21 protein-coding genes are annotated in these 23262 nt (G+C 61.6%); 7 read left to right on the forward strand and 14 right to left on the reverse strand.

Annotated features, from left to right (window positions below):
* Window positions 1-2 precede the first annotated feature (2 nt).
* Both OKW98_RS08470 and fhuF read left to right on the forward strand, forming a co-directional pair.
* A complete protein-coding gene (locus OKW98_RS08470; RefSeq protein ID WP_265388765.1) occupies window positions 3-1643 on the forward strand; it encodes an ATP-binding protein in 1641 nt (546 codons plus the stop codon).
* Window positions 1601-2374: a siderophore-iron reductase FhuF gene (fhuF, locus tag OKW98_RS08475; RefSeq protein ID WP_416148194.1), complete on the forward strand. Its 774-nt coding sequence runs from the start codon at window positions 1601-1603 to the stop codon at window positions 2372-2374. Before OKW98_RS08470 ends, fhuF begins: the two co-directional genes overlap by 43 nt.
* On the opposite strand, the gene OKW98_RS08480 is transcribed toward fhuF, so the two are convergent.
* From OKW98_RS08480 to OKW98_RS08495, 5 genes are all read right to left on the reverse strand, one after another.
* Entirely contained in the window at window positions 2325-3050 is a 726-nt protein-coding gene (locus OKW98_RS08480; RefSeq protein WP_265388767.1) for a 4'-phosphopantetheinyl transferase family protein, read from the reverse strand. The two genes, fhuF and OKW98_RS08480, sit on opposite strands and share 50 nt — an antisense overlap.
* Window positions 3051-3637: 587 nt before the next feature.
* The gene (locus OKW98_RS08485) at window positions 3638-4126 is read right to left on the reverse strand and encodes an IS3 family transposase (RefSeq protein WP_265388768.1); all 489 of its coding nucleotides are present in this window, start codon (window positions 4124-4126) and stop codon (window positions 3638-3640) included.
* Between the two features lie 61 nt (window positions 4127-4187).
* Window positions 4188-5743, reverse strand: a protein-coding gene (locus tag OKW98_RS08490; protein ID WP_265387146.1) for an IS3 family transposase whose coding sequence is annotated in 2 segments (ribosomal slippage) — window positions 4188-5281 and window positions 5281-5743 — 1557 coding nt in all. Because the reading frame shifts where the segments join, the coding sequence is not laid out codon by codon here.
* Entirely contained in the window at window positions 5724-6095 is a 372-nt protein-coding gene (locus OKW98_RS27450) for an IS3 family transposase (RefSeq protein ID WP_416148196.1), read from the reverse strand. The genes OKW98_RS08490 and OKW98_RS27450 overlap by 20 nt, the downstream gene beginning before the upstream one ends.
* A gap of 47 nt (window positions 6096-6142) precedes the next feature.
* Complete coding sequence (locus OKW98_RS08495; RefSeq protein WP_241090298.1) at window positions 6143-6445, reverse strand: transposase; 303 nt, start codon at window positions 6443-6445, stop codon at window positions 6143-6145.
* A 1433-nt stretch (window positions 6446-7878) separates the two neighbouring features.
* Here OKW98_RS08495 and OKW98_RS08500 point away from each other — a divergent pair.
* From OKW98_RS08500 to OKW98_RS08515, 4 genes are all read left to right on the forward strand, one after another.
* Entirely contained in the window at window positions 7879-8307 is a 429-nt protein-coding gene (locus OKW98_RS08500) for a hypothetical protein (protein ID WP_265389865.1), read from the forward strand.
* A gap of 143 nt (window positions 8308-8450) precedes the next feature.
* Window positions 8451-9128 carry a response regulator transcription factor gene (locus tag OKW98_RS08505; RefSeq protein ID WP_133777011.1) on the forward strand — a complete coding sequence of 226 codons (678 nt, stop codon included), beginning with the start codon at window positions 8451-8453 and terminating at the stop codon, window positions 9126-9128.
* Window positions 9125-10468: an ATP-binding protein gene (locus OKW98_RS08510; protein WP_265388769.1), complete on the forward strand. Its 1344-nt coding sequence runs from the start codon at window positions 9125-9127 to the stop codon at window positions 10466-10468. Before OKW98_RS08505 ends, OKW98_RS08510 begins: the two co-directional genes overlap by 4 nt.
* A 298-nt stretch (window positions 10469-10766) precedes the next feature.
* A complete protein-coding gene (locus tag OKW98_RS08515; protein WP_265388770.1) occupies window positions 10767-12104 on the forward strand; it encodes a dicarboxylate/amino acid:cation symporter in 1338 nt (445 codons plus the stop codon).
* An 865-nt stretch (window positions 12105-12969) separates the two neighbouring features.
* Here the strand turns inward: OKW98_RS08515 and OKW98_RS08520 are convergent.
* Window positions 12970-13464 (reverse strand): SprT family zinc-dependent metalloprotease, encoded by a 495-nt coding sequence (locus OKW98_RS08520; protein WP_265388771.1) that lies wholly within the window; start codon window positions 13462-13464, stop codon window positions 12970-12972.
* An 83-nt stretch (window positions 13465-13547) separates the two neighbouring features.
* The gene (locus tag OKW98_RS08525) at window positions 13548-14150 is read right to left on the reverse strand and encodes a Yip1 family protein (RefSeq protein ID WP_265388772.1); all 603 of its coding nucleotides are present in this window, start codon (window positions 14148-14150) and stop codon (window positions 13548-13550) included.
* Window positions 14151-14577: 427 nt separating this feature from the next.
* On the opposite strand from OKW98_RS08525, the gene ttcA reads away from it, so the two are divergent.
* Window positions 14578-15402, forward strand: a complete 825-nt coding sequence (gene ttcA, locus OKW98_RS08530; protein ID WP_265388773.1) for a tRNA 2-thiocytidine(32) synthetase TtcA — start codon at window positions 14578-14580, stop codon at window positions 15400-15402.
* Between the two features lie 171 nt (window positions 15403-15573).
* Here the strand turns inward: ttcA and OKW98_RS08535 are convergent, their stop codons facing one another.
* The 7 genes from OKW98_RS08535 to OKW98_RS08565 all read right to left on the reverse strand — a co-directional run bounded on the left by OKW98_RS08535 (window position 15574) and on the right by OKW98_RS08565 (window position 23116).
* Window positions 15574-16491: a dihydrodipicolinate synthase family protein gene (locus OKW98_RS08535; RefSeq protein WP_265388774.1), complete on the reverse strand. Its 918-nt coding sequence runs from the start codon at window positions 16489-16491 to the stop codon at window positions 15574-15576.
* A gap of 246 nt (window positions 16492-16737) precedes the next feature.
* A complete protein-coding gene (locus OKW98_RS08540) occupies window positions 16738-17775 on the reverse strand; it encodes a trans-3-hydroxy-L-proline dehydratase (protein WP_265388775.1) in 1038 nt (345 codons plus the stop codon).
* A 348-nt stretch (window positions 17776-18123) separates the two neighbouring features.
* Window positions 18124-18846: an amino acid ABC transporter ATP-binding protein gene (locus OKW98_RS08545; RefSeq protein WP_265388776.1), complete on the reverse strand. Its 723-nt coding sequence runs from the start codon at window positions 18844-18846 to the stop codon at window positions 18124-18126.
* A complete protein-coding gene (locus tag OKW98_RS08550; RefSeq protein WP_265388777.1) occupies window positions 18839-19489 on the reverse strand; it encodes an amino acid ABC transporter permease in 651 nt (216 codons plus the stop codon). Before OKW98_RS08550 ends, OKW98_RS08545 begins: the two co-directional genes overlap by 8 nt.
* Window positions 19490-19499: 10 nt before the next feature.
* The gene (locus tag OKW98_RS08555) at window positions 19500-20165 is read right to left on the reverse strand and encodes an amino acid ABC transporter permease (RefSeq protein ID WP_133777001.1); all 666 of its coding nucleotides are present in this window, start codon (window positions 20163-20165) and stop codon (window positions 19500-19502) included.
* Window positions 20158-21930 carry an aconitase X gene (locus OKW98_RS08560; RefSeq protein ID WP_265388778.1) on the reverse strand — a complete coding sequence of 591 codons (1773 nt, stop codon included), beginning with the start codon at window positions 21928-21930 and terminating at the stop codon, window positions 20158-20160. The genes OKW98_RS08555 and OKW98_RS08560 overlap by 8 nt, the downstream gene beginning before the upstream one ends.
* Window positions 21931-22306: 376 nt before the next feature.
* Window positions 22307-23116: a transporter substrate-binding domain-containing protein gene (locus OKW98_RS08565; protein ID WP_265388779.1), complete on the reverse strand. Its 810-nt coding sequence runs from the start codon at window positions 23114-23116 to the stop codon at window positions 22307-22309.
* Window positions 23117-23262: the final 146 nt, after the last annotated feature.

Raw genomic sequence — 23262 nt, forward strand, 5'->3', positions numbered from 1 at the left:
CGATGAACTCCATCTTCCTGCGCATCTATGGCGGCATGCTCGGCGTTCTGGTGCTGGTGGCCTTGCTCGGCGTGCTGACCCTGCATCTGGTCAACGCCGTGCGCGCCGATCAATACCGCGAGCAACTGGCCCACGGCACCTTCACCCTTATGGCCGACAATTTAAAAGGCATGAACACCATTGAACGCACCCGCGCCCTCGCCGTATGGGAACGGCTGCTGGGTATCCCGCTGACACTGGAAACCGCCGAGCACGCGCATCTGGACGGCAGCGCGCGCAGTCGTCTGAGTCGCGGGCAGGTGGTGGTCGAACAGACCGGGCCCCATGCCGCGCGGGTATTTCGGGAGGTTGAGCCTGCGCTGTCGGGCAATCCGTCCAGCGGTTTGCTGCTGACCGGCGAGGTGCGGCAGATCAGCGAGCAATTGGCCCGCGCGACGATCTTTCTGTTGCTGGATGAGCTGGTGCGTCTGCCGGTTGAGGAGCAGCCCGCGCGTCTTGAAGCGTTGCGCCAGAGCAAGGGTTTCGGCTTCGACATGCAGCTGATCCGGCTGGAGAAGCTGGATGTCGATGATGACCAGCGTCGGCGCATCGACGAGGGCGACACGGTGATGGCGCTGGGCAAGGGCGGCGATTCCATCCGCGTGCTTTCCGGCGTCGGCGAAACCCCGTGGGTGCTGGAGATCGGGCCGCTGTTCCAGATGAACCCCTATCCGCCGGAGCTTCTGATCCTCATCGCGTTTCTCGGTCTGTGCCTGATCGGTCTGGTGGTTTACCTGCTGGTGCGTCGGCTCGAGCATCGGCTGCGCGGGCTGGAAGCGGCGGCCACGCAGATCGCTCAGGGCAGCCTGGAAACCCGCGTGCTCGCAACGGGCGCGGATTCGGTCGGGCGGCTGGCGTCGGCATTCAACGGCATGGCCGAGCACTTGCAGCGTTCGTTGATGATCCAGCGCGAACTGGTCCGCGCCGTGTCCCACGAGTTGCGCACGCCGGTGGCGCGGTTGCGTTTCGGGCTGGAAATGATCAACGACGCCACGACCCCGGAAGCGCGGCATAAATACATGGTCGGCATGGACAGCGATATCCAGGACCTCGACAAGCTGGTCGACGAGATGCTCACCTACGCGCGCCTGGAGCAGGGTGCGCCGACCCTGAATTTCCAGCGCATCGACCTCGACGCCCTGATCGATCAGGTGATCGCCGAACTGGCGCCGCTGCGGCCGCACATCAGTGTCAGGCGCGGGGAGTGCGTTGATGAGCTGCATCGTGTCGGATCGGGGGAAGAGCACTGGGTCGAGGCGGAACCGCGCTATTTGCATCGCGCGCTGCAGAACCTGGTGAGCAACGCCATGCGCCACGCCGAATCGGAGGTGCGCATTGGCTATCAGCTGAGTGAGGAGCGCTGCCGCATCGACGTCGACGATGACGGCCCCGGCGTACCGGAAAGTGCCTGGGAACGGATCTTCACGCCGTTCATGCGCCTGGACGACAGCCGCACCCGCGCGTCGGGCGGCCATGGGCTGGGGTTGTCGATCGTGCGTCGCATCATCCATTGGCATGGCGGCCGCGCGTTGATCGGGCGCAGTCAAACCCTGGGCGGCGCGTGTTTCAGTCTGGCCTGGCCCCGCCAGCAGGGGGATGCGTGATGTTCGATGGGACGCTGGCCGGGTTTGCCCGCACGGTGGTGGTCGATGAAACCCGGCCTGTGTTGCCGTCGACCGAGTTGCTGCGGGATGACGCTCTGTATCGCTTGCTGCTGAAGGTGTATGGGCCTGACTTGGTGAGGAGTCAATTGCCGGTGCTGGTCTCGCAATGGATGAAATATTACGCGATGCAGCTGATTCCGCCGGTGGTGGTGGCGAATCTGGCCCATGGCGTGACGTGGCCGCTGGGGCTGGAACGCCTGAGTTTCGCCCTGCACGCACGTGGCTATCTGGACGGCGTGAGGTTTGAGGGCGCTGTTACGCAGGTGGCGGTTTCGGACGATCCGTTCGAGCGTTTTGCGCCGCTGCTGGAGAATCTTCAGCAGGTGATCGACCGCTTGAGTGCCTACGCGGATGTACCGGCGGCGGTGCTGTGGGGCAACGCCGGGGATTATCTGGAAACCTGCTTGCGGGATCTGTCAGCGGCGAGTGACGTTTCCGTTGTTGCGGGTTATGGGCTGTTGCGTGAACGGCTGAGGCCGGATGGGCGGCGTAATCCGCTGTTCAACGCCGTTAGCTATATAGAGAAGGACGGGCAGACGGTTCGGCAGAGGCGCACGTGCTGCTTGAGTTATCGGGTGGAATGGGTGGGGCGGTGTGAACATTGTCCGTTGGGCGCGGCCGTCACCCCCGAATCGCCACCAGACTCAACAGCTGCCCGTCCTGCACGCTGAACTGCGCGTCCAGGTCCTTGCCGTTGTGCCATTCCTCCGACAGATCGATTTTCAGCCGCAGCCGCGCGTTGCCGTCGTCTGACCATTCCAGCAGTTCGGCGTCCTCGAAATAAAAGCGCTTGAGCACGATGGGGTAGAGCGCCTTGAACAGGCTTTCTTTCAGGGAAAAGGTCAGGGTGACGACCTTCGATGCTTCATGTTCGGGCCCGGCGTTCAGGCGCTGCATTTCCGCAGGCGTCAGAATCTCACCGGCCAGGCGCACGGCGCGCTCGTTGCTCATCAACTGTTCAACGTCCAGGCCCAATCCGCGCCAGTCCGTCTTGCGCGCAACAATCGCGGCGGCCCAGCCGGTGCTGTGGGTGATCGAACCAGTGACGTCCGCTGGCCAGACCGGCGCGCGGTCTTCGCCAATCAGCGGGACGTGGGAGCGGCCGTCCAACTGCCGCATCGCCTCCCGCGCGCACAAACGACCGGCGAGAAACTCCGTCTGCCGCTTGGCGACCGACCGCTGAATGGAGGCGGGCGGTTCAATGAGACAGCGCTGGAAATCGCCGTCGATGAGCTTTTGCGGATCGAACCGACTGCTCACCAACAGCACCTCCGCCAGCCCATGGGGCAAGGGCCAGTGAGCGGTCAGGGCAGGGCAACAGTCGGGCAGTGTCGGGGATCGAGTCATGCCCGGCATTCTGCCGGAACCGCGGCGTGCTGCGCAAAACCGGATTGCCGCCGAATGGAAGCGCTGCCTTCTGTAACACCGGTTTGCGGCCGAACGCAAAGGTGCAGGCACACGCAAAACATGTAGGAGCGCGCTTGCCCGCGAACGCGGTGGGTCAGGCAAAGTTGATGGCACAGGCAGATCGCATTCGCGGGCAAGCGCGCTCCTACAGTAGATCCGCGGCGACCGCGAGATCGTGGGCATCCGCAACACCGGTTTGCGGCCGAACGCAAAGGCGCAGGCACACGCAAAACCTGTAGGAGCGTGGCTTGTCCCGCGATCGGCTGCGAAGCAGTTGTAAACCTCACGACGCCATGCCTGCTGACACACCGCATTCATTGTATTGCTGCCGCTGCGCGCCAGATCACGGGACAAGCCACGCTCCTACAGGGGATCTGCGTCGATTCACAAACATCGTGGTGGTGCGGAAGCCGGTTGGCGTCGAGCGCAAAACCGGATTGCGGCCGGACGCAAAGGTGCAGGCACACGCAAAACCTGTAGGAGCGCGCTTGAACTGGTCAAGTAATTCTGGACACCCGTCTAGGTTTTCAAGCTGCCGCCCGCTCCGCAGTTACAGGCGACCGGTAGCCGTTGTAGCTGTGGGGGCGACGGTTGTTGTAACGCATGACATAACGCTGCACGTCCAACTGTGCTTCATGCGCTGACGAATATCCTTCTTTAGGCACCCATTCCGATTTCAGGCTGCCAAAAAATCGCTCCATCGGGGCGTTATCCCAGCACTCGCCTTTGCGACTCATGCTCTGTCTCAAACCATGGGTCACCAGCTCATTGCGGAATTTATGGCTGGTGTACTGACAGCCCTGATCCGAGTGAAACAGCACGTCCTTAGGGCGCCCGCGAAGCTCAACCGCCATTCTCAATGCCTCACAAGTCAGCGAAGCGTCGGGCGTCATCGAAAAGGACCAACCCACAATCCTGCGTGCAAACAAGTCGAGCACTGCAGCGAAATACATCCATTGCTTACCCACTTTTATGTACGTTACATCCCCGCACCAAACAGTATTGGGGGCATCCACATCAAACTTGCGTTTGAGCAGATGCGGCGTTTTTCAAGGTAGTTGTCGCGTCACCGTCTAACTATGCTGCTCTTTTCTCGACCTGTTGCTCTCGATCCGGATTCAGCAGCACGGTGCCGATCGGTTCCCAGTTACGCGTCCGGCCTGACCACCGTTCCGGTCTTTTTTCCTTGGCTCGTTCGTACAGCTCATGTCGCTGGGCCAAGACTTTATGATCCAGTCCTCGATGCCGCTCAGCCGGTGTGACGAACCGGATACGGCTATGTCGGTGCTCGTTGTTGTACCACCGTATGAAGTCCCTCACCCAGCTGCGTGCGGCGTCCAAACTGGCAAAACCATCCTGCGGCCATTGCGGGCAGTATTTCAGTGTTCTAAACAACGACTCCGAGTACGGATTGTCGTTGCTGACACGCGGTCGGCCACGTGACGGGGTGATACCCAGGTCGTACATTTTGCTCAGCAGTGTCACCGATTTCATCGGCGCGCCGTTATCCGAGTGCAGCACCAGCGGGTCTTGTAAACACTGCTCACCGATCACGCTGCGTTGCAGCAGCGCAGCGGCTTTCTCGCCACTTTCCGCCTCATAGACTTCCCAGCCCACGGCCTTGCGGCTGTAAATATCCTCGATCAGATAGAGGTAATAAAACTGGCCGCGTATCGGCGACGGCAGGTACGTGATGTCCCACGACCACACTTGGTTCGGCGCTTTGGCCGCATGCGTCGTTGGTGCGGCGTACCGTCTGGGGCGCTGACTACGGCCTCGATGTTGCTGTTGCCCCGTCGCTCGCAAGACACGATAGATCGTCGCCTCCGACGCCAGATAGCGCCCTTGATCGGCCAGGCGCGGCACGATCTGGCTTGGCGGCAAGTGGGCATACTGCGGGCTGTTACACAGCGTCACAATGGCCTGTCGCTCTGCCTCGGTCAGCGCATTTCGTGGCGTTGGCCGTGTGACCGTCGTACGGGCGTCGGTCTGGATAGCGTCTGTTTGAGTCCACCGTTGCAAGGTGCGCAGCGACAGACCAACTTCCCGACAGGCCCTGATTTTTCTGGCTCCCGCCGCGACCGCTTCGCCCAGCCAGGCCACGAGTAACTGCCGCTCTGGCAGAGACGTTAGTTGGCCTCGTCGTCGGTCGTTCCCCAGTAGTCGTTGAGCTTTTTTCGCAGCACCAATAACGCGGCTGTTTCAGCGAGCGCCTTGTCTTTGCGGCGCAGTTCGCGCTCAAGTTCCTGGATGCGTTTCTTGTCTTTGCGCGCCTGGTCTCGTTCTTCTTTTTGCAGGGCCTTTTCCGATTTCTGGCCGGTGATGAAGGCTTGTCGCCAGGCCGTGATTTGCTCGGGGTAAAGGCCTTTGCGGCGGCAGTATTCACCCAGGTCGATCTCGGACAAACCGGCGGCTTCAAGCACGACAGCAAACTTGGTTTCGGCTGACCAGTTCTCGGTCAGCGGCTTGTTTTCGGACACTGCACTTCCTTCAGAACTGAGCTGTTTGCGCCAGTTGGACAAAGACATTTCGCTGACCCCTTCGCGCCGGGAAACCTCGGCCATCGACAGGTTCAGCGGGGGAAGCAGCATTTTGAGTAATGCGGCTCTGCGTTCAGGTGAATAGTACGGCACGACCAGTCTCTTTCCGCCCCCGATATACTTTTTTAGGAAAAACCGGAGAGGCGACAACTATCCTGACACCGGGGGGATGCGGCGCCACCAATGCCTCGACCCCTGAAGATTTGTATTTGTGCGGGCGACGCTGACAGCTCACGACCCCTGATTCACGCATGAGAGTGCGGGCCATGTACCGGCCAACCTGATGCCCTTCGCTGCGAAGGTCACTGGCCAGCGTTCTTGCTCCCGCCGATCCCCGCGACTCCTTGTGAAATCTGACTAACAAAGTCCTAAGCCTCGCACGGCCGCGGTTTGCGACGCCCTGGCGCTGGCGCCAGGCGTAAAAACTGCTGCGGTTGACTCCCAACGCGCGGCAACAATCGTGAACGCCGTAGTGCTCGCCCAGCTCGCTGATCAGTTCGAATGATCTTTGGAGTCCGAAAGCAGGAGAGCACTGGCCTTTTTTAGGATTTCAATATCCCGGTCCTTCTGCCTGAGCAAGGTCTTGAGTCGCTGTATTTCCTGTTGCTCGGCGGTAATCGCCTTGGCACCCACAGGCGTCGCGCCTTGGCGCTCCGCACGCACCTGTTCGACCCAGCGACGCAGCGCGGTTCGGCCAATGCTCAGGTTGTCGCAGACTTCAGGGACCGATTGTCCCTCGTCCAGCACCATGGCCGCTGCCTTGAGTTTGAATTCGTTCGAGTAAGAAGTACGCATGCCCATAACACCTCGGATTTGGGCGCTATCTTAGCGCCCGATTGAGATGTCCAAAATCATTAAGCCAGTTCAGCTTGCCCGCGAACGCGGTGGGTCAGGCAACGTTGATGGCACAGGCAAATCGCATTCGCGGGCAAGCGCGCTCCTACAGATCTGCGGCGACCGCGAGATCGTGGGCATCCGCAACACCGGTTTGCGGCCGAACGCAAAGGCGCAGGCACACGCACACGCACACGCAAAACCTGTAGGAGCGTGGCTTGTCCCGCGATCGGCTGCGAAGCAGTTGTAAACCTCACGACGCCATGCCTGCTGACACACCGCATTCATTGTGTTGCTGCCGCTGCGCGCCAGATCGCGGGACAAGCCACGCTCCTACAGTGGATCTGCGTCGATTCACAAACATCGTGGTGGTGCGGAAGCCGGTTTGCGTCGAGCGCAAAACCGGATTGCGGCCGGACGCAAAGGTGCGGGCACACGCAAAACCTGTAGGAGCGCGCTTGCCCGCGAACGCGGTGGGTCAGGCAACGTTGATGGCACAGGCAAATCGCATTCGCGGGCAAGCGCGCTCCTACAGTAGATCTGCGGCGACCGCGAGATCGTGGGCATCCGCAACACCGGTTTGCGGCCGAACGCAAAGGCGCAGGCACACGCACACGCACACGCACACGCACACGCAAAACCTGTAGGAGCGTGGCTTGTCCCGCGATCGGCTGCGAAGCAGTTGTAAACCTCACGACGCCATGCCTGCTGACACACCGCATTCATTGTGTTGCTGCCGCTGCGCGCCAGATCGCGGGACAAGCCACGCTCCCACAGTGGATCTGCGTCGATTCACAAACATCGTGGTGGTGCGGAAGCCGGTTTGCGGCGAACGCAAAACCGGTTTGCGGCCGGACGCAAAGGCGCAGGCACACGCAAAACCTGTAGGAGCGCGCTTGCCCGCGAACGCGGTGGGTCAGGCAACGTTGATGGCACAGGCAGATCGCATTCGCGGGCAAGCGCGCTCCTACAGTAGATCTGCGGCGACCGCGAGATCGTGGGCATCCGCAACACCGGTTTGCGGCGAACGCAAAGGCGCAGGCACACGCAAAACCTGTAGGAGCGTGGCTTGTCCCGCGATCGGCTGCGAAGCAGTCGCAAACCTCACGACGCCATGCCTGCTGACACACCGCATTCATTTTGTTGCTGCCGCTGCGCGCCAGATCGCGGGACAAGCCACGCTCCTACAGTGGATCTGCGTCGATTCACAAACATCGTGGTGGTGCGGAAGCCGGTTTGCGGCGAACGCAAAATCCAACGGCCTGATCTAATCCTGTTGGCGTCAGCTTGCTGGCGAATGCGGTGGGTCGGTACATGTTCAGGAGGGGTTCAGCGCTGGCTGCGTATGCTCCAAACCGTACCCAACAAGGCGCCTGGCGCTGGAGGACCTGCTCATGCTGACGTTCAACAAGCTCTTTCTGGCGCTGGCGTTTCTTGGCAGCAGCGCGGCGGCGCAAGCGGCTGATGGCAACGCGGACGTGTCCCGCACCGATTTCGGCAAGAACACCGAACGCGCCGACCGCCTCAACGGCCTGCGTCGCAGCATTGCCAGCAGCACTCAGGTCGGCAGCTGGAGCCAGACGTTCAGCCAGCAACCTGTGGATGATCCCTACGCCGCCGGCTACGGAAATCTCACCGCCCGTGTCAACGGTGTGAGCGTGCAAACGGGCACTCTTGCGGCCGCTGACACCCCGCAGATGTCCTTGCCGAGTACGACTAGACTGTTCGAGGCCAGCCCACCGGTCCGCACGCTGCAGCAACCGTCTTCGCTGAGCTTGAGCGAGAGTCAGCACACTTATTTACCCGTCCACCACGTTTTGTAAGCCGCCAGCCTGTTTTTCGCGGTGTCTGGATTGCACAATCGCTGCCGGGCTCGTCACACTGCACGCGCTCGGCAGCGTCGTTGAGAACTCTTTAAGCAAGAGAATCACGAAACGAGGGGTATGCCTTTGCCTGGGAGAGCGTCATGAAATTGCTGGTTGTCGAAGATGAAGCCCTGCTGCGTCACCACCTGCAGACCCGCCTGACCGAAAGCGGTCACGTCGTCGAAGCGGTGGGCAACGCTGAGGAAGCGTTGTATCAGGCGGGCCAGTTCAACCACGATCTGGCGGTCATCGACCTGGGCTTGCCGGGTGTCGGCGGTCTCGACCTGATCCGTCAACTGCGCGTGCAGAACAAGGCGTTCCCGATCCTCATCCTGACCGCGCGCGGCAACTGGCAGGACAAAGTCGAAGGCCTGGCTGCCGGCGCCGACGACTACGTGGTCAAACCGTTCCAGTTCGAAGAGCTCGAAGCGCGCCTCAACGCCTTGCTGCGACGCTCCAGCGGTTTCACCCACTCCACGATCGTCGCCGGCCCGCTGAGCCTGGATCTCAACCGCAAGCAGGCGTCGCTGGATGAACAGCCGCTGGCGCTGACCGCCTACGAATACCGGATTCTCGAATACCTCATGCGTCACCACCAGCAAGTGGTGCCCAAAGAGCGCCTGATGGAGCAGCTGTACCCCGATGACGACGAGCGCGATCCGAACGTGATCGAAGTGCTGGTCGGCCGCCTGCGGCGCAAACTCGAAGGGCCTGCCGGCTTCAAACCGATCGACACCGTGCGCGGCCTGGGCTACCTGTTTACCGAGCGCTGTACATGATTCGTTCGCTGCGCCTGCGTCTTATGCTGGGCGCCGCGACCCTGGCGGTTATCTTCATGCTGCTGATGCTGCCGGCGCTGCAGAGCGCCTTCAGCCTGGCGCTGGAAAGCTCCATCGAAAAACGTCTGGCGTCGGACGTCACCACGCTGATCTCCGCCGCCCGCGTCGAAGACGACCACCTGCTGATGCCGGCATTACTGCCCGGCGAGCAATTCAGCCTGCCCGACAGCCGCTTGCTCGGCTACATCTATAACCGCGCCGGCAAACTGGTGTGGCGCTCCCGGGCCACCGAAGACGAAGCCATCGACTACCAGCCGCGCTATGACGGCCGCGGCAACGAGTTCGCCAAGATTCGCCAGCCCAATGGCGAGGAGTTCTTCGTCTATGACGTCGAAATCAAACTGCTCGGCGGGCGTAACGCGGCTTTCAGCATCGTCGCCTTGCAGCCGGTGCGCGAATACCAGGAAACCATCTCCGGCCTGCGCGAAAAGCTCTACCTGGGTTTCGGCGGCGCGTTGCTGGTCCTGCTGATTCTGCTGTGGGGCGGGCTGACCTGGGGCCTGCGCGCGCTGCGGGGCATGAGTCAGGAACTCGATCAGGTCGAGGCCGGCTCCCGGGAAAGCCTCAGCGAAGAACACCCCAGCGAACTGCTGCGCCTGACCGACTCGCTCAACCGCCTGTTGCGCAGCGAACGTGAACAACGCACCCGTTACCGCGACTCCCTCGACGATCTGGCCCACAGCCTGAAAACCCCGCTCGCGGTGCTGCAGGGCGTCAGTGAGCAGATCGCCAAACGGCCGGAGGATCTGGAGCAGGCGCGGATTCTGCAATCGCAGATCGAACGCATGAGCCAGCAGATCAGCTATCAGTTGCAGCGCGCCAGCCTGCGCAAAAGCGGGCTGGTGCGTTATCACGTGGCCCTCAAACCCGTGGTGCAGAGCCTGTGCAACACGCTGGAAAAGGTCTACCGCGACAAGCGCGTCAACGTGGTCCTCGACCTGCCGGACAACGGCCAGGTGCAGATGGAGGAGGGCGCCTTGCTGGAAATGCTCGGCAACCTGCTGGAAAACGCCTACCGCCTGTGTCTCGGCGAGGTTCGCGTGAGCTGGCGGTCTTCGATGATGGGCGACGAGCTGTGCATCGAAGACGACGGTCCGGGCGTTCCGGAAAGCCAGCGCGCACGGATTCTCGAACGCGGCGAGCGGCTGGACACGCAAAACGCGGGGCAGGGCATCGGTCTGGCGGTGGTCAAGGACATCATCGAAAGCTACGGCGCGCAGCTGACCCTGGGCGATTCGGAACTGGGCGGCGCGGCCTTCCGCATTCAGTTCGCCCTCTAACCTGAGCCCCTTCGCACCTCTGTCGAGGCGGATACCCGCCAGTGTGGCGGAGGAATTGCCAGAAAACGGCGGAAAACCGCCACCTCTTTGAGCCGATGGGTCCACTGCTAACCTGACGGTTCACGGAATCCGGGCCTGTCACACGATTTAACAACTCTGGCACGGTGCTTGCGATGCACTGGATAGAGGTCTGCCGCGCGCAGCTCGACAAAAACAAATCCCTCCGAGCAGGAGGGTTCGCACTTTAGGCGTCTCTGCAGCCGGACTGCCGCAGATCGATGCTCTTGAGGAAACTGCAATGACGACTCGTCAGCCCATCTATAAATCCCTCTACGCCCAGGTGATCGTCGCGATCATCGTCGGTATCGCGCTTGGTCACTGGTACCCCGAAACTGCCGTAACGCTCAAACCGCTGGGTGACGGGTTCATCAAACTGATCAAAATGGTCATCGCGCCGATCATCTTCTGCACCGTTGTCAGCGGTATCGCTGGCATGCAGAGCATGAAATCCGTGGGCAAGACCGGCGGCTACGCGCTGCTGTATTTCGAAATCGTCTCGACCATCTCGCTGATCATCGGCCTGATCGTGGTCAACGTCGTCCAGCCGGGCGCCGGCATGAACATCGACGTGTCCACCCTCGACGCTTCCAAAGTTGCGGCCTACGTGACCGCCGGTAAAGACCAGAGCATCGTTGGCTTCATCCTCAACGTCATCCCGAACACCATCGTCGGCGCATTCGCCAACGGCGACATCCTGCAAGTGCTGATGTTCTCGGTGATCTTCGGTTTCGCCCTGCATCGCCTGGGCGCTTACGGCAAGCCGATCCTGGACTTCATTGATCGCTTCGCCCACATCATGTTCAACATCATCAACATGATCATGAAGCTCGCCCCGCTGGGCGCGCTGGGTGCCATGGCATTCACCATCGGTGCGTACGGCGTCAGCTCGCTGGTACAACTGGGTCAGTTGATGCTGTGCTTCTACATCACTTGCCTGCTGTTCGTGCTGCTGGTGCTGGGCTCCATCGCGAAAGCGCACGGCTTCAGCATCCTCAAGCTGATCAAGTACATCCGCGAAGAGCTGTTGATCGTGCTGGGTACCTCGTCGTCCGAGTCGGCACTGCCACGCATGCTGATCAAGATGGAGCGTCTGGGCGCGAAGAAATCTGTAGTAGGTCTGGTGATCCCGACCGGTTACTCGTTCAACCTCGACGGTACCTCGATCTACCTGACCATGGCTGCGGTGTTCATCGCTCAGGCCACCAACACCCACATGGACATCACCCATCAGGTCACCCTGTTGCTGGTGCTGCTGCTGTCGTCCAAAGGCGCGGCAGGCGTGACCGGTTCCGGCTTCATCGTACTGGCCGCGACGCTTTCTGCCGTGGGTACTCTGCCGGTTGCCGGTCTGGCGCTGATCCTGGGCATCGATCGCTTCATGTCCGAAGCCCGCGCCCTGACCAACCTGTGCGGCAACGCCGTGGCAACCCTGGTTGTTGCCAAGTGGGTCGGTGAGCTGGACGTTCCGCAGATGCAGGCCGAGCTGGCCTCCGGCGGTCGTGCCATCGACAACACCGCGCCGACCGACGACCTGGGTGTGGCTGAAACTGCGCCGACCCCTGTTGTGCGTTCGTAACACCCTTTAGCAGTAAAGGTTGTTGAAAAAGCCTGTCTTCGGACGGGCTTTTTTATGGGTCTTTTTTGTTGCCGGCCGCTGGCTGTTCGGCAGGCGCAATTTCCCCGTGGCAGTGAGCTTGCTGACGAATGCGGTGGGTCAGGCGAGATGGATGCCACCGGCAAACCGCATTCGCGGGCAAGCGCGCTCCTACATTGGGTCTGCGTCGAACCGGGAAATAGCGGTGGTACAGAGAACCTGCGTCCAGCGTGTGGGAAAATCTGAAGGCATGCGCATAACCTGTGGGAGCCGGCTTGCTGGCGAAGGCGGTGGGTCAGACGAGATGGCCGCCACAGACAGATCGCGTTCGCGGGCAAGCGCGCTCCTACAGTGGATCTGCGTTGGCCGGGATTCGGCGTCATGCGCACAACCTGTGGGAGCCGGCTTGCTGGCGAATGCGGTGGGTCAGGCGCGATGGACGCCGCAGACAGACCGCGTTCGCGGGCAAGCGCGCTCCTACATTGGGTCTGCGTCGAACCGGGAAATAGCGGTGGTACGGAGAACCTGCGTCCAGCGTGTGGGAAAACCTGAAGGCCTGCGCCCAACCTGTGGGAGTCAGCTTGCTGACGAATGCGGTGGGTCAGGCGAGATGGATGCCACAGACAGACCGCGTTCGCGGGCAAGCGCGCTCCTACATTGGGTCTGCGTCGAACCGGGAAATAGCGGTTGTGCGGAGAACCTGCGTCCAGCGTGTGGGAAAATCTGAAGGCATGCGCCCAACCTGTAGGAGCCGGCTTGCTGGCGAATGCGGTGGGTCAGGCGAGATGGATACCACCGGCAGACCGCGTTCGCGGGCAAGCGCGCTCCTACATTGGGTCTGCGGCAATCACTCCACCCGCGTCTCGCCGCTGAACACCAGAATCTCCCGGCAGCGCTTGCACAAATACCGGCGTCCCTTGCGCACCAGCTTGTGGCGCTGGGCGGTGAACGGGAAATCGCTTTCCGGGCACGGGCAGCGGTAGATATAGCGGGTCACGCTGCGGCGCTGGATTTCGTAAGTGTGGCAGCGGTTCGGCGGCAGCTCGTAGACGCCGCGCATGATCAGCTGCCATTCCTCGCCATGGGGCTGGATGGTGTCGCCGAACAGTTGATGAGCGACCAGGTGCGCCACCTCGTGGGGGACGGTCTGGCGCAGGAAGTCTTCGCTGTTTTCGAGGTACAGCTGCGGATTGAAGCGCAGCATGTTCTCGTGCAGGTGCGCCACGCCTGCCTTTTGGCCGCGCAGTTTGACGCTCACGACCGGGCGCTTGAAGGGGCGTTTGAAGAAATCTTCGGCTTGTTGGTAGCAGGATTCGACGCGGGTGTTGAGTGGTTCGAGCATGCTTCATCGGTCTCCAGAGGAGGCGAGTATGCCGCAAAGCGCTTGCCCCGCCAAAACCCAAAGCGCCGAATGGTCACCGGGTACTAACTGGTGAATTCCGGCCCCATGCCGACGCCCCACAGCACCACCGTAAACGCCATGATTGCCACCAACACCACTAGCCCGACCGCCAGCACCGAGCTTGAGAACATGAAGCCTTCGTCCGGGTGTACGTCCATGAACACCGGCAAACCGACGTACAGCAGGTACACCGTGTAGCAGACCGCCGCCAGCCCGACCATCATTCCCAGCCACATGTGCGGGTACAGCGCGGCCAGCCCGCCGAGGAACAGCGGCGTCGCCGTGTAGGTCGCGAAGGCCACGCAGCGCGCCAGGCTGGGTGTTGCATCATAGGTGCGCGCCATCCAGTGGATAAACCCGCCCATGACGCCGACCCCGGCAAGCATGGCGATGTAGGACATCAGCGCCATCCACACCGCGCTGTCGCTGGTCAGCATGACCGGCGCGCGTTCGCTGATCTGCCAGCCCACCTGCGTCGTGCCGATGTACGCCGACACCGCCGGGATCGCCGCCAGGATCAGCGTATGGGTGAGGTACAGGTGGCCGATGCTTTCTTCACCTTCGCCCCGTATCTGTTGCCATTCCTGATCGGGGTGGGTGAACAGCCCCAAGACGTGATGGATCATGTCCGTTACTCCCGTGAAGTGTGCCGCCGCTTCCAACGAAGCGCCTGACCGCCAGATGCCGCCAGGACAAGGCCACAATCGATCAAGGGAACTGGCTGCGACCTCTCAGGCCAGTATAGAAAGCTGAGCACCCGAAAACCGGATGCCTTAGAGCGATTGAGGTGTTCAAGCGCGCTGCTAATAGCGGTTGGTAATCAGCCGCCCACTCAAACAGATGCACGAGTGGGCTTTTGTAGGAGCCGGCTTGCTGGCGAACCTGGCAGGGCAGACACTTTTTTGTCGACTGGACGCGCGAATTCGCCAGCAAGCCGGCTCCTACAGCGGGGAGCCTCACGATGGCTATGCATTACCCAACCTGCGCTTTTTGCGTAAAATGCCGACCCTTTCCCCACGTCTCTTCACACCACAGCGAGCGGACACCAGCGCCATGGGCAGCCTTTCAGTCAATCAGAACAAACTGCAGAAGCGTCTGCGTCGGCTCGCGGGCGAAGCAGTGGCCGACTACAACATGATTGAAGACGGCGACAAGGTGATGGTCTGCCTGTCCGGCGGCAAGGACAGTTACACCCTGCTGGATGTGCTGCTGCATATGCAGAAAGTCGCGCCGATCCATTTCGATATCGTCGCGGTGAACATGGACCAGAAACAGCCGGGTTTCCCCGAGCACGTGCTGCCGGCGTACCTGAAGCAGCTGGGCGTGGAGTATCACATCGTCGAGAAAGACACCTATTCGCTGGTCAAAGAGTTGGTGCCCGAGGGCCGGACGACGTGCTCGCTGTGTTCGCGGCTGCGCCGGGGCACGCTGTATACCTTTGCGGATGAAATCGGCGCGACCAAGATGGCGCTGGGTCACCACCGCGACGACATCATCGAGACGTTTTTCCTGAACATGTTTTTCCAGGGCAGCATCAAGGCCATGCCGCCCAAGCTGCGCGCCGACGATGGCCGCAACGTGGTGATCCGTCCGCTGGCGTATTGCGCCGAGAAGGACATTCAGGCGTACTCGGACATCAAGCAATTCCCGATCATCCCGTGCAACCTGTGCGGTTCCCAGGAAAACCTGCAGCGTCAGGTAGTCAAGGACATGCTGCAGGACTGGGACCGCAAAACCCCGGGCCGCTCCGACATGATTTTCCGCAGCTTGCAGAACGTCCAGCCGTCGCAACTGGCGGACCGCAACCTGTTCGACTTCACCAACCTGCGCATCGACGAAACCGCTGCCTCGCGGTTTGTGAATGTGGTGAATGTGTAAAACCTTTCGCTGTCCCCTGTAGGAGCGCGCTTGGTCTGGGCCGCATCCGGACGATTGCGGAGTGTCAGTCGCCAAATATGAACCTGATCCACCGCAATCGCGGGCAAGCGCGCTCCTACAGTTGACTTGCGTCGGATGAGGTTGATGCGTTCACCCTCAATCACGCATCTGTCAGAGCCCCACATCCGGCAACACCGGCTTGTTCGCCAACGCGGTCTTCATCAATTTCTCGACATATTCCCGATCACTGTCCGGCAGCGCCAGGCGCGGTGGGCGGGTGAGAGCGCTGCCGCGTTCCATGATTGCTTCGCAGAGCTTGATGCACTGCACCAGGTCCGGACGCGCGTCCAGGTGCAGCAGCGGCATGAACCACTCATACAGCGCCATCGCTTCAGCAAAACGCCCGGCCTTGGCCAGACGGAACAACGTCTCGCCCTCTTTCGGGAAGGCGTTTGACATCCCCGACACCCAGCCCACCGCGCCCACCGCAACGCTTTCCACCAACACATCATCAAGCCCGGCAAACAGCACGAAACGATCGCCGACTTCGTTGCGCACGTCGATGAATCGGTTGGTGTTCCCCGACGAATCCTTGAAACACACGATGGTGTCGCAGTCTGCCAGGGAGATAAGGATGTCCGGCGTGACGTCGTTCTTGTAGATCGGCGGGTTGTTGTAAACCATCATCGGCAGGTCGGTGGCGGCGGCCACGGTGCGGAAGTGCGTGGCGGTCTCGAAGGGTTTGGCCGAGTACACCAGCGCCGGCATCAGCATGATCCCGTCAGCGCCGGCTTTCTGCACTTGCTTGGCGACAGCGCTGGCGTTGGCGCTGGTGAACTCGGCAATGCCCGAAATCACCGGCACGCGCCCGGCCGAGGCGTCTTTGGCGGCTTCCACCAGGCTGATCTTTTCAGCGACGCTCAGGGAGGTGTTCTCGCCCACGGTCCCGCAGATCACCAGCCCCGACACGCCATCGCGCACCAGGTTGGAAATGACCTTGTGGGTTGCCTCCAGATTGAGGGAAAAATCGGCGTTGAATTGCGTGGTAACGGCAGGGAAGACCCCGCTCCAGGATACGGACTGGCTCATGATTGACTCCTGATTGAGTAAAGGTATTTCGTATACGTTCTGTTTTGAGCGGATTACGCCCGGTTATTGCTGCGTTTAACCGTTATTTCAGGATCCCCCCGATCCCTGTAGGAGCGCGCTTGCCCGCGAATGCGGTGTGTCTGCGATGAATGTTTTGACTGATACAACTCATTCGTCCGGATGCGGCCCAGACCAAGCGCGCTCCTACAGGGTTTTTGCATTCATTCAGAAAAATCGGCGCAGCATTTACAACTTCAACCCCACCGGCCAGGTGTCACTCAGCTTGTACCCCTCCGGCCACGGGTCGCTCGGGTCGAGCATGTGCTGGTGCGTGCCGGTGATCCACGCCCGCCCGGACAAGCTCGGAATGATCGCCTTGCGCCCGGCCACGTCGGTCTCGCTCTGGATCTTGCAGTGGAACTCCGAACCAATGATCGAACGCCCGATAAACCGGTCGCCCACCTTCAGCTGACCTTTGGCATGCAACACCGCCAGCCGCGCCGAACACCCGGTGCCGCAGGGCGAGCGGTCGATCTTGCCGGGACGGATCACCACCGCGTTCGCCGCATTGGCCACACCGCCGTCAAAGTTGACCGGCGCGGCGATCTGGCAAAACGAAATGTGATTCCAGTCACTGTTCAATGGATGGCTGAACCCCAATTGCTCGTTGGCCGCCTTGGTGATTTTCAGGCCGGTTTCCACCAGGTCCTTCGCCTCATCGGCGGTCAGGGAAAAGCCCAGCTTCACCGAATCGACGATGGCGAAACTGTCGCCGCCATAGGCGGTATCGACTTGAACCGAACCCAGCCCCGGCACCTCGATCCACACGTCCAGCTGATCGGCGAACGAAGGGTGGTTGTGCACCTCGACGCTCGTCACCTTGCCGTCGCGGCACTGCGCAATCGCCTCGATCAGGCCACCGGGGGCCTCAAGAATCAGGCGGGTTTCCGGCTCGGTCATCGGCAGGATTCCGCTGTCCAGCAGCACCGTCGCCACGCACAGGGAATTGGAGCCGGACATCGGCGGCACGTCGGCCGGTTCCATGATGATCCAGCCCATCTGCGCTTTCGGGTGCTTGGGCGGTACCAGCAGATTGACGTGGCGGAACACCCCGCCGCGCGGCTCGTTGAGCATGAAATTGCGCAGCACGTTGTCCTTCTCGATCCAGCGCGACTGCTCCCAGATCGTGTCCCCCGGCGGCGGCGCAACCCCGCCGACAATCACATCGCCCACCTCACCCTCGGCGTGACAACTGACCACATGAATCACTTTCGATGAGCGCATGACCTAAGGCCCTCCTGTAAAAATACGGTGAATCCAATGCATCTGTGAATCTGCCGGACCTTCCGGATCCGCTGAACCTGACAAATTCGCTCAATCTGACCCGATCTGTAGGAGCCGGCTTGCTGGCGAACGCGTTGTGTCATCTACCATCGCGTTGAATGACCCACCCGGTTCGCCAGCAAGCCGGCTCCTACAAATGTGCGACGTCAGCCACCAACGCGTTGAATGACCCACCCGGTTCGCCAGCAAGCCGGCTCCTACAAATGTGCGACGTCAGCCACCACCGCGTCGAATGACCCACCCGGTTCGCCAGCAAGCCGGCGCCGACGGTTTTCTCATTCGCAGGCTCTAGTTGATTGATCGCAAAAAATCCGCCGTCTCCGGCCGTTGCGGGTTGCCGATCACTTGATCTGGCGTGCCGATCTCGTGCACCAGCCCGTTGCGGAAAAACGCCACGCGGTCCGACACATCCCGGGCGAAACGGATTTCGTGGGTCACCAGAATCATCGTCATGCCGTCCTCGGCCAGCATGCGCATGGTGTCCAGCACCTCGCCCACCAGCTGCGGGTCGAGGGCAGACGTGGCTTCGTCGAAGAGCATGTAATCGGGCGACATCGCCAACGCCCGGGCAATCGCCATGCGCTGTTGCTGACCGCCCGACAGCTTGCCGGGAAACACCTTGAGCTTGTCGCCCAGGCCCACATGGGTCAGTTGCTTGACCGCCAGCGCCTCGGCTTCGGCCTTGCTTTTGCCCAGCACGGTGCGCGGGGCGAGCATGACGTTTTCCAGCACCGTCAGATGGGGGAACGCGTTCCACTGCTGAAAGACAATGCCGATCCTCTGCCGCAGCTTGTTGATGTCTGTGTCCCGCGCATGCACCTCGGTGCCGTCGACGCGAATGCTGCCGCTCTTGATCGATTCCAGCCCGTTGATGCACATCAGCAGCGTCGACTTGCCCGAGCCCGAACCGCCGATGATCGACACCACTTCGCCCTTGTTCACCTGCAGGCTCACGCCCTTGATGACCTCAAGCTCGCCGAATGACTTGTGCACGTTGTCGATCTCAATCATTTTCCTGCCACCTCGTTTCCAGCCGGGCGCCTAAACGGGCGACCACCAGACTCATGACGTAATAAATCAGGCCGGCGATGCACAGCACCAACAGCGGCTCCTGAATGCGCGTGACGATGGTTTGCGAGGCGCGCAGCAGTTCGACGATGCCGATCCACATCACCAGCGCGGTGTCCTTCATCACCCCAAGGAGCAGGTTGATCCAGCCGGGAAACGCCACGCGGGTGGCCATCGGCATGACGATCTGGCGCAAGTCCTGCCAGTAGGTCAGGCCCAGCGAACGGCTGGCGCGGCGCAAGGTGAGCGGCACCGACAACACGCCGCTGCGCACAATCTCCGTGCAGTACGCGGTGACGTACAAACCCAGCACCACACAGGCGACGGCGAAGGCGCTCCAGTTCAGACCGACGATGCTTTTCAGCGCGTTGAACAGCACAAACTGAATCAGCAACGGCACGCTGCGAAACACGTCCAGCAGCCAGGCCAGCGGGATCGTGCTGCGCGGCAGCAGGGCGCGGGCCATGCCGCAGACCACCCCGGCCAGCGTGCCGATGATCATCGACACCACGGTCAGCAAAATCGTGACCCAGGCCCCTTGAAGCATGAATTGCAGGTCATTCCAGCTAAACGTGCTCTCGAACATGCTCATCTCCTCAGTACCGGAACAGCCGCCAGGACAGCAGCCGGGCAACGGCCACGATCAGCTTGGCGATCAGGTAATAGAGCACCGCCGCAATGGCGAAGAATTCAAAGGTGCGGAAGGTCTTGACGTTGTAATCCTGGGTCACGCCGGTGAGGTCGTTGTTGAGGCCGACGATCACCCCCATCGAGGTCATCAGCACGGCCCAGACCATCTGGTTGGTCAGCGGATAGAAAACGATGCGCAGCAACTGCGGAATGACGATCAGCCGATAGGCCTGAGGTGCGCTCATGCCCAGTGAACGGGCGGCGCGCAATTGGGTGTCGGGCACGGCCTTCAGACCGCCACGGAAGTTCTCCGCCAGATAGCCCGCGTTGTTAATCGTGATGCCGGCGAGCAACGCCGCCCACGAGCTGATGTGCAGGCCAAACGAGCCCAGGCCGAAATACAGGATGTACACCTGAAACAGCGACGGCGTGTTGCGCGCGATGGAAATCCAGGTCGCGGCAAAGCCCCGGAACAGACGGTTTTTGCCCTGGCGCATGAACACCAGAAACAGCGCGATGGTGACGCCGAGGATCATCGACAGCGCGGCGGTTTCGAAGGTCACCCACGCGCCGTCGAGCATGTCGGGCAGGGCCTTGAACGCCGCGCGCCAGTGGAAGTTGTAGTCAAACATGGGGGCTGGCCTCCACAACGGCGGCGGCCTGCAACCAGGCCGGCAAGCGCCCGCTGGCGACCCCAGTGATGGCGCTGTCGACGCACTCGGCCAGGCTGGCGAAATGCACGGGACGCCCCACCAGCCCGGGGGCGTAGTGCGCGTATTTGCCGGAGTTGGTCATCAGGTGGCGCGCGGTCGGCGGGATGACCGGCTCGCCGAGCATGCACCAGCAGGTGTCGGTGACGAACTGCACGCCGAAGCGCTCCAGCGTCTCGATATAACCGGCCTGCTGCGCGCGCTCCAGGGTGGCGCGGCCGCAGGTGATCACGATCGCCACGTTTTCATGCTTGCGCTGGCTGCCGCACAGCTGGGCCAGCGTCGCGCATTCGCTCAGGGAAAAATGCGGATTGCCCAGTGTCACCGCGTCCACTTCGGGCGTCTGTGCGCTGTTCAACTCACGCCAGCTGTGCAGCAAGTCCGCCGGGCTGACGCTCAGGGTTTTCTCCGGCGCGTGCCCGTCCAGGGCGAGTTCGGCGGTGGTGGCTTCGGGCGTCACGCCGGCGATATGAAACATCGGCGCAGCGGAGGTGGTGGCGAACGCGGCGCCAAACGCCTTGAGGTCATCCAGCGTCGGCGCCTTGTGCTCAAGGCCGCAGATCACCGGGATCGCAGCGCCGCACAGCAGCCCGACGTGATAACCGAGCAGCGGGTAGAAACTGTCGTCGAGGCCGTCCAGTGCAGGGACGTCGATGCGCAGGGTCGCCAGCCGTTGTTGTGTCAGGTGGCAGCCGATCTTCGGCGCGCGGCCGGTGAGGGCGATGCAGATGTCGAGGTAGTCGGGGTACTTCAGGGTGCGCGCGCCGATCACGCTGTTGGCGTACACCACCGCGTTGGACTCGGCCCAGACGATTTGCTCGCCCAGCTCCGGCGCGCTGTCCAGCAGGTACGGCGCGCAGGTAAAACTCACGCGCGCGCCCATCTCCAGATACGCATCGCCCAGCTGACTGGCCGGCTCGCCGAGGGCCGGATCAACACCCAGTTCACGCCAGCGTCGCTTGTCCACGGAGATGGAATTGAGGGTGGTGGGCACGCGCACCTTGGCGCCCCAGGCCACCAGTTGCCGGGCGAAACGCAGGCTGGCCGGCCCGGTGTAGATGCAGCCGTCGATGTGCGCCTGGGTGATGTCCAGCAGTTCGGTCGCGCCTTGCAGCTCGGCCATGCGCAGGATGATGCCCATCGCCACCTGCGCGGCTTTGCCGTAGGCGCCGTCGAGAAAGCCCTGGTCGGTTTCGGTCAGGGTGATCTTGCTGATTGAGCGAGGTGCCGACGAGGCTTTGTAATCGCGAGGGAGTGGCGGTGGTGGGCTGGCAAAGCCGCTGACGCGGTCATCCTCGACCCGCACGAAAGCAACCTCACCCAGCGCGGCAAAACCCGCTTCGCCGAGGCTGATGACGGGGATCGAATGGCCGAACATCTGCTCGGCGATCAGCACGCCGAGGGTGAGGATGTCTTCCACGCGCTCGAAGACCAATGCGGCGGGCGCGTGGCCGTTGAGGATCAGTTCCAGCAACACGCTGCTGCCGGTACAGGAACCGCGCCCGCTGGGAATGGCCAGCACCCGGCCGTTGATGAACTGGCCGCTGAGGGGGTGATGACGGTCGATCACTTCACCGGTAAACGGCTCGACCCCGCCCCAGAAACTCAGGCCCACGTCGGCGTACAACAACTCACCCTGAGCGCTGCCGGAAACGAGACAGCGCCCGTTCAACGAGACTTCAGACATCGTGGGCTCCTGAGTGAATGAACCGGTTCTGGGGATGACGCCGATGATCGTTCCCACGCTCCGCGTGGTAATGCCGCTTTTGTTTGATCGTTCCCACGCTCCGCGTGGTAACGCCGCTTTCAACGCTCCGCGTTGCGCTTTTCTGACGCAGAGCGTCAGGCCCTGCATTACCACGCAGAGCGTGGGAACGATCAGCAGGGCGCGGGACGATCACCTGGTAGGAGCGTGGCTTGTCCCGCGATCTGCCGGGAACCGGCAGCAAACCGGAAAACGCGGTGTGTCAGATCCAGCGGGTTGCCGGGTTTCACGACGGGTTCCCCGCCAATCGCTGGACAAGCCACGCTCCTACAAGGTCCGCGCCCTCTGATCGTCCCCCTCAGTAATAGACGCCCGGCACAGTCAGGTCCACCGGCTTGCCGCCCACCCACTTTTCATACAGCTCGGCATAGCGACCCGAGCGCACTTGCTGGTTTACGAACAGGTTCAGGTAGTGAATCAGCCCGTACTCGTTGCGCTTCGCCGCAAGAGAAACATAGTCGATGGTGTAGGGCGCATTACCCGCAACCTTCAGGCCTTTGTATTTGCCGGATTTGAGCGTGGCGGCGGCGACGGTGTTGGTCACCACCGACGCTTTGATGTGGCCCTGGGCGACGGCGAGGATGGTGTCGTTCTGGGTCTGGTACGCGCGGAAACTGCCGCTGCCCCATTTCTTCTGGTCCTTCTCCAGCGCGATCGCTTCGAACGTGCCGCTGGTGTTGCCGACATCCTTGCCCTTGAGGTCGTCGTAGCTGTTGATGCCGGCGTCGTCGCGGGTCAGCACCACCATCTGGAAGGCGAAATACGGGATGGTCATCGCCACCGTTTTCGCCCGCTCCAGAGTGTCCGAGGTCGACGCCACGATCACGTCGGCACGGCCTGAAACCAGCGCAGGAATGCGGTCCGGAAACGGCGTTTCCACCACCTCGGCCGTCACGCCCAGCACCTTCGCCAGGTCGTTGCAGTAATCGACGTCAAATCCGACCGGGTTGTTCTTGTCATCACGGGACCCCATCGGCGGGAAGTCCAGCGTCACGGCGCAGCGCAGCTTGCCGGAGTCGATGATGTCATCGAGCTTGTCGGCCAACGCGGTGTTGATAGAAGCGCCCATGACGGCGAGGAGGGCGACGGCGACAGCTTGGTTTTTCATAGAAGCCTCGGTGCGTGCAGATGGAGAAACGGTCGGATAAGTAATTTCGTATACGATATTTGATATGCACGCAGCGTGCCTGTTTTGCCAGTACGGCGTGGAAGGCTCTGGATCAGCGTAGTGGGTCATTGCAGCGTGATTTGAGC

This window comes from Pseudomonas sp. KU26590 (genome assembly GCF_026153515.1).
In the GTDB taxonomy this organism is placed as follows: Bacteria; Pseudomonadota; Gammaproteobacteria; order Pseudomonadales; family Pseudomonadaceae; genus Aquipseudomonas.

Excerpts from the sequence above, each read along its gene's own strand:
- OKW98_RS08555 (WP_133777001.1), bottom strand. The coding sequence starts at position 20,165 with ATGTTTGACTACAACTTCCACTGGCGCGCGGCGTTCAAGGCCCTGCCC.
- OKW98_RS08470 (WP_265388765.1), top strand. The coding sequence starts at position 3 with ATGAACTCCATCTTCCTGCGCATCTATGGCGGCATGCTCGGCGTTCTG.
- ttcA (WP_265388773.1), top strand. The coding sequence starts at position 14,578 with ATGGGCAGCCTTTCAGTCAATCAGAACAAACTGCAGAAGCGTCTGCGT.
- OKW98_RS08550 (WP_265388777.1), bottom strand. The coding sequence starts at position 19,489 with ATGTTCGAGAGCACGTTTAGCTGGAATGACCTGCAATTCATGCTTCAA.
- OKW98_RS08515 (WP_265388770.1), top strand. The coding sequence starts at position 10,767 with ATGACGACTCGTCAGCCCATCTATAAATCCCTCTACGCCCAGGTGATC.
- OKW98_RS08545 (WP_265388776.1), bottom strand. The coding sequence starts at position 18,846 with ATGATTGAGATCGACAACGTGCACAAGTCATTCGGCGAGCTTGAGGTC.
- OKW98_RS08565 (WP_265388779.1), bottom strand. The coding sequence starts at position 23,116 with ATGAAAAACCAAGCTGTCGCCGTCGCCCTCCTCGCCGTCATGGGCGCT.
- OKW98_RS08520 (WP_265388771.1), bottom strand. The coding sequence starts at position 13,464 with ATGCTCGAACCACTCAACACCCGCGTCGAATCCTGCTACCAACAAGCC.
- OKW98_RS08480 (WP_265388767.1), bottom strand. The coding sequence starts at position 3,050 with ATGACTCGATCCCCGACACTGCCCGACTGTTGCCCTGCCCTGACCGCT.
- OKW98_RS08535 (WP_265388774.1), bottom strand. The coding sequence starts at position 16,491 with ATGAGCCAGTCCGTATCCTGGAGCGGGGTCTTCCCTGCCGTTACCACG.
- OKW98_RS08495 (WP_241090298.1), bottom strand. The coding sequence starts at position 6,445 with ATGCGTACTTCTTACTCGAACGAATTCAAACTCAAGGCAGCGGCCATG.
- OKW98_RS08500 (WP_265389865.1), top strand. The coding sequence starts at position 7,879 with ATGCTGACGTTCAACAAGCTCTTTCTGGCGCTGGCGTTTCTTGGCAGC.
- OKW98_RS08540 (WP_265388775.1), bottom strand. The coding sequence starts at position 17,775 with ATGCGCTCATCGAAAGTGATTCATGTGGTCAGTTGTCACGCCGAGGGT.
- OKW98_RS08560 (WP_265388778.1), bottom strand. The coding sequence starts at position 21,930 with ATGTCTGAAGTCTCGTTGAACGGGCGCTGTCTCGTTTCCGGCAGCGCT.
- OKW98_RS08510 (WP_265388769.1), top strand. The coding sequence starts at position 9,125 with ATGATTCGTTCGCTGCGCCTGCGTCTTATGCTGGGCGCCGCGACCCTG.
- OKW98_RS08525 (WP_265388772.1), bottom strand. The coding sequence starts at position 14,150 with ATGATCCATCACGTCTTGGGGCTGTTCACCCACCCCGATCAGGAATGG.
- OKW98_RS08505 (WP_133777011.1), top strand. The coding sequence starts at position 8,451 with ATGAAATTGCTGGTTGTCGAAGATGAAGCCCTGCTGCGTCACCACCTG.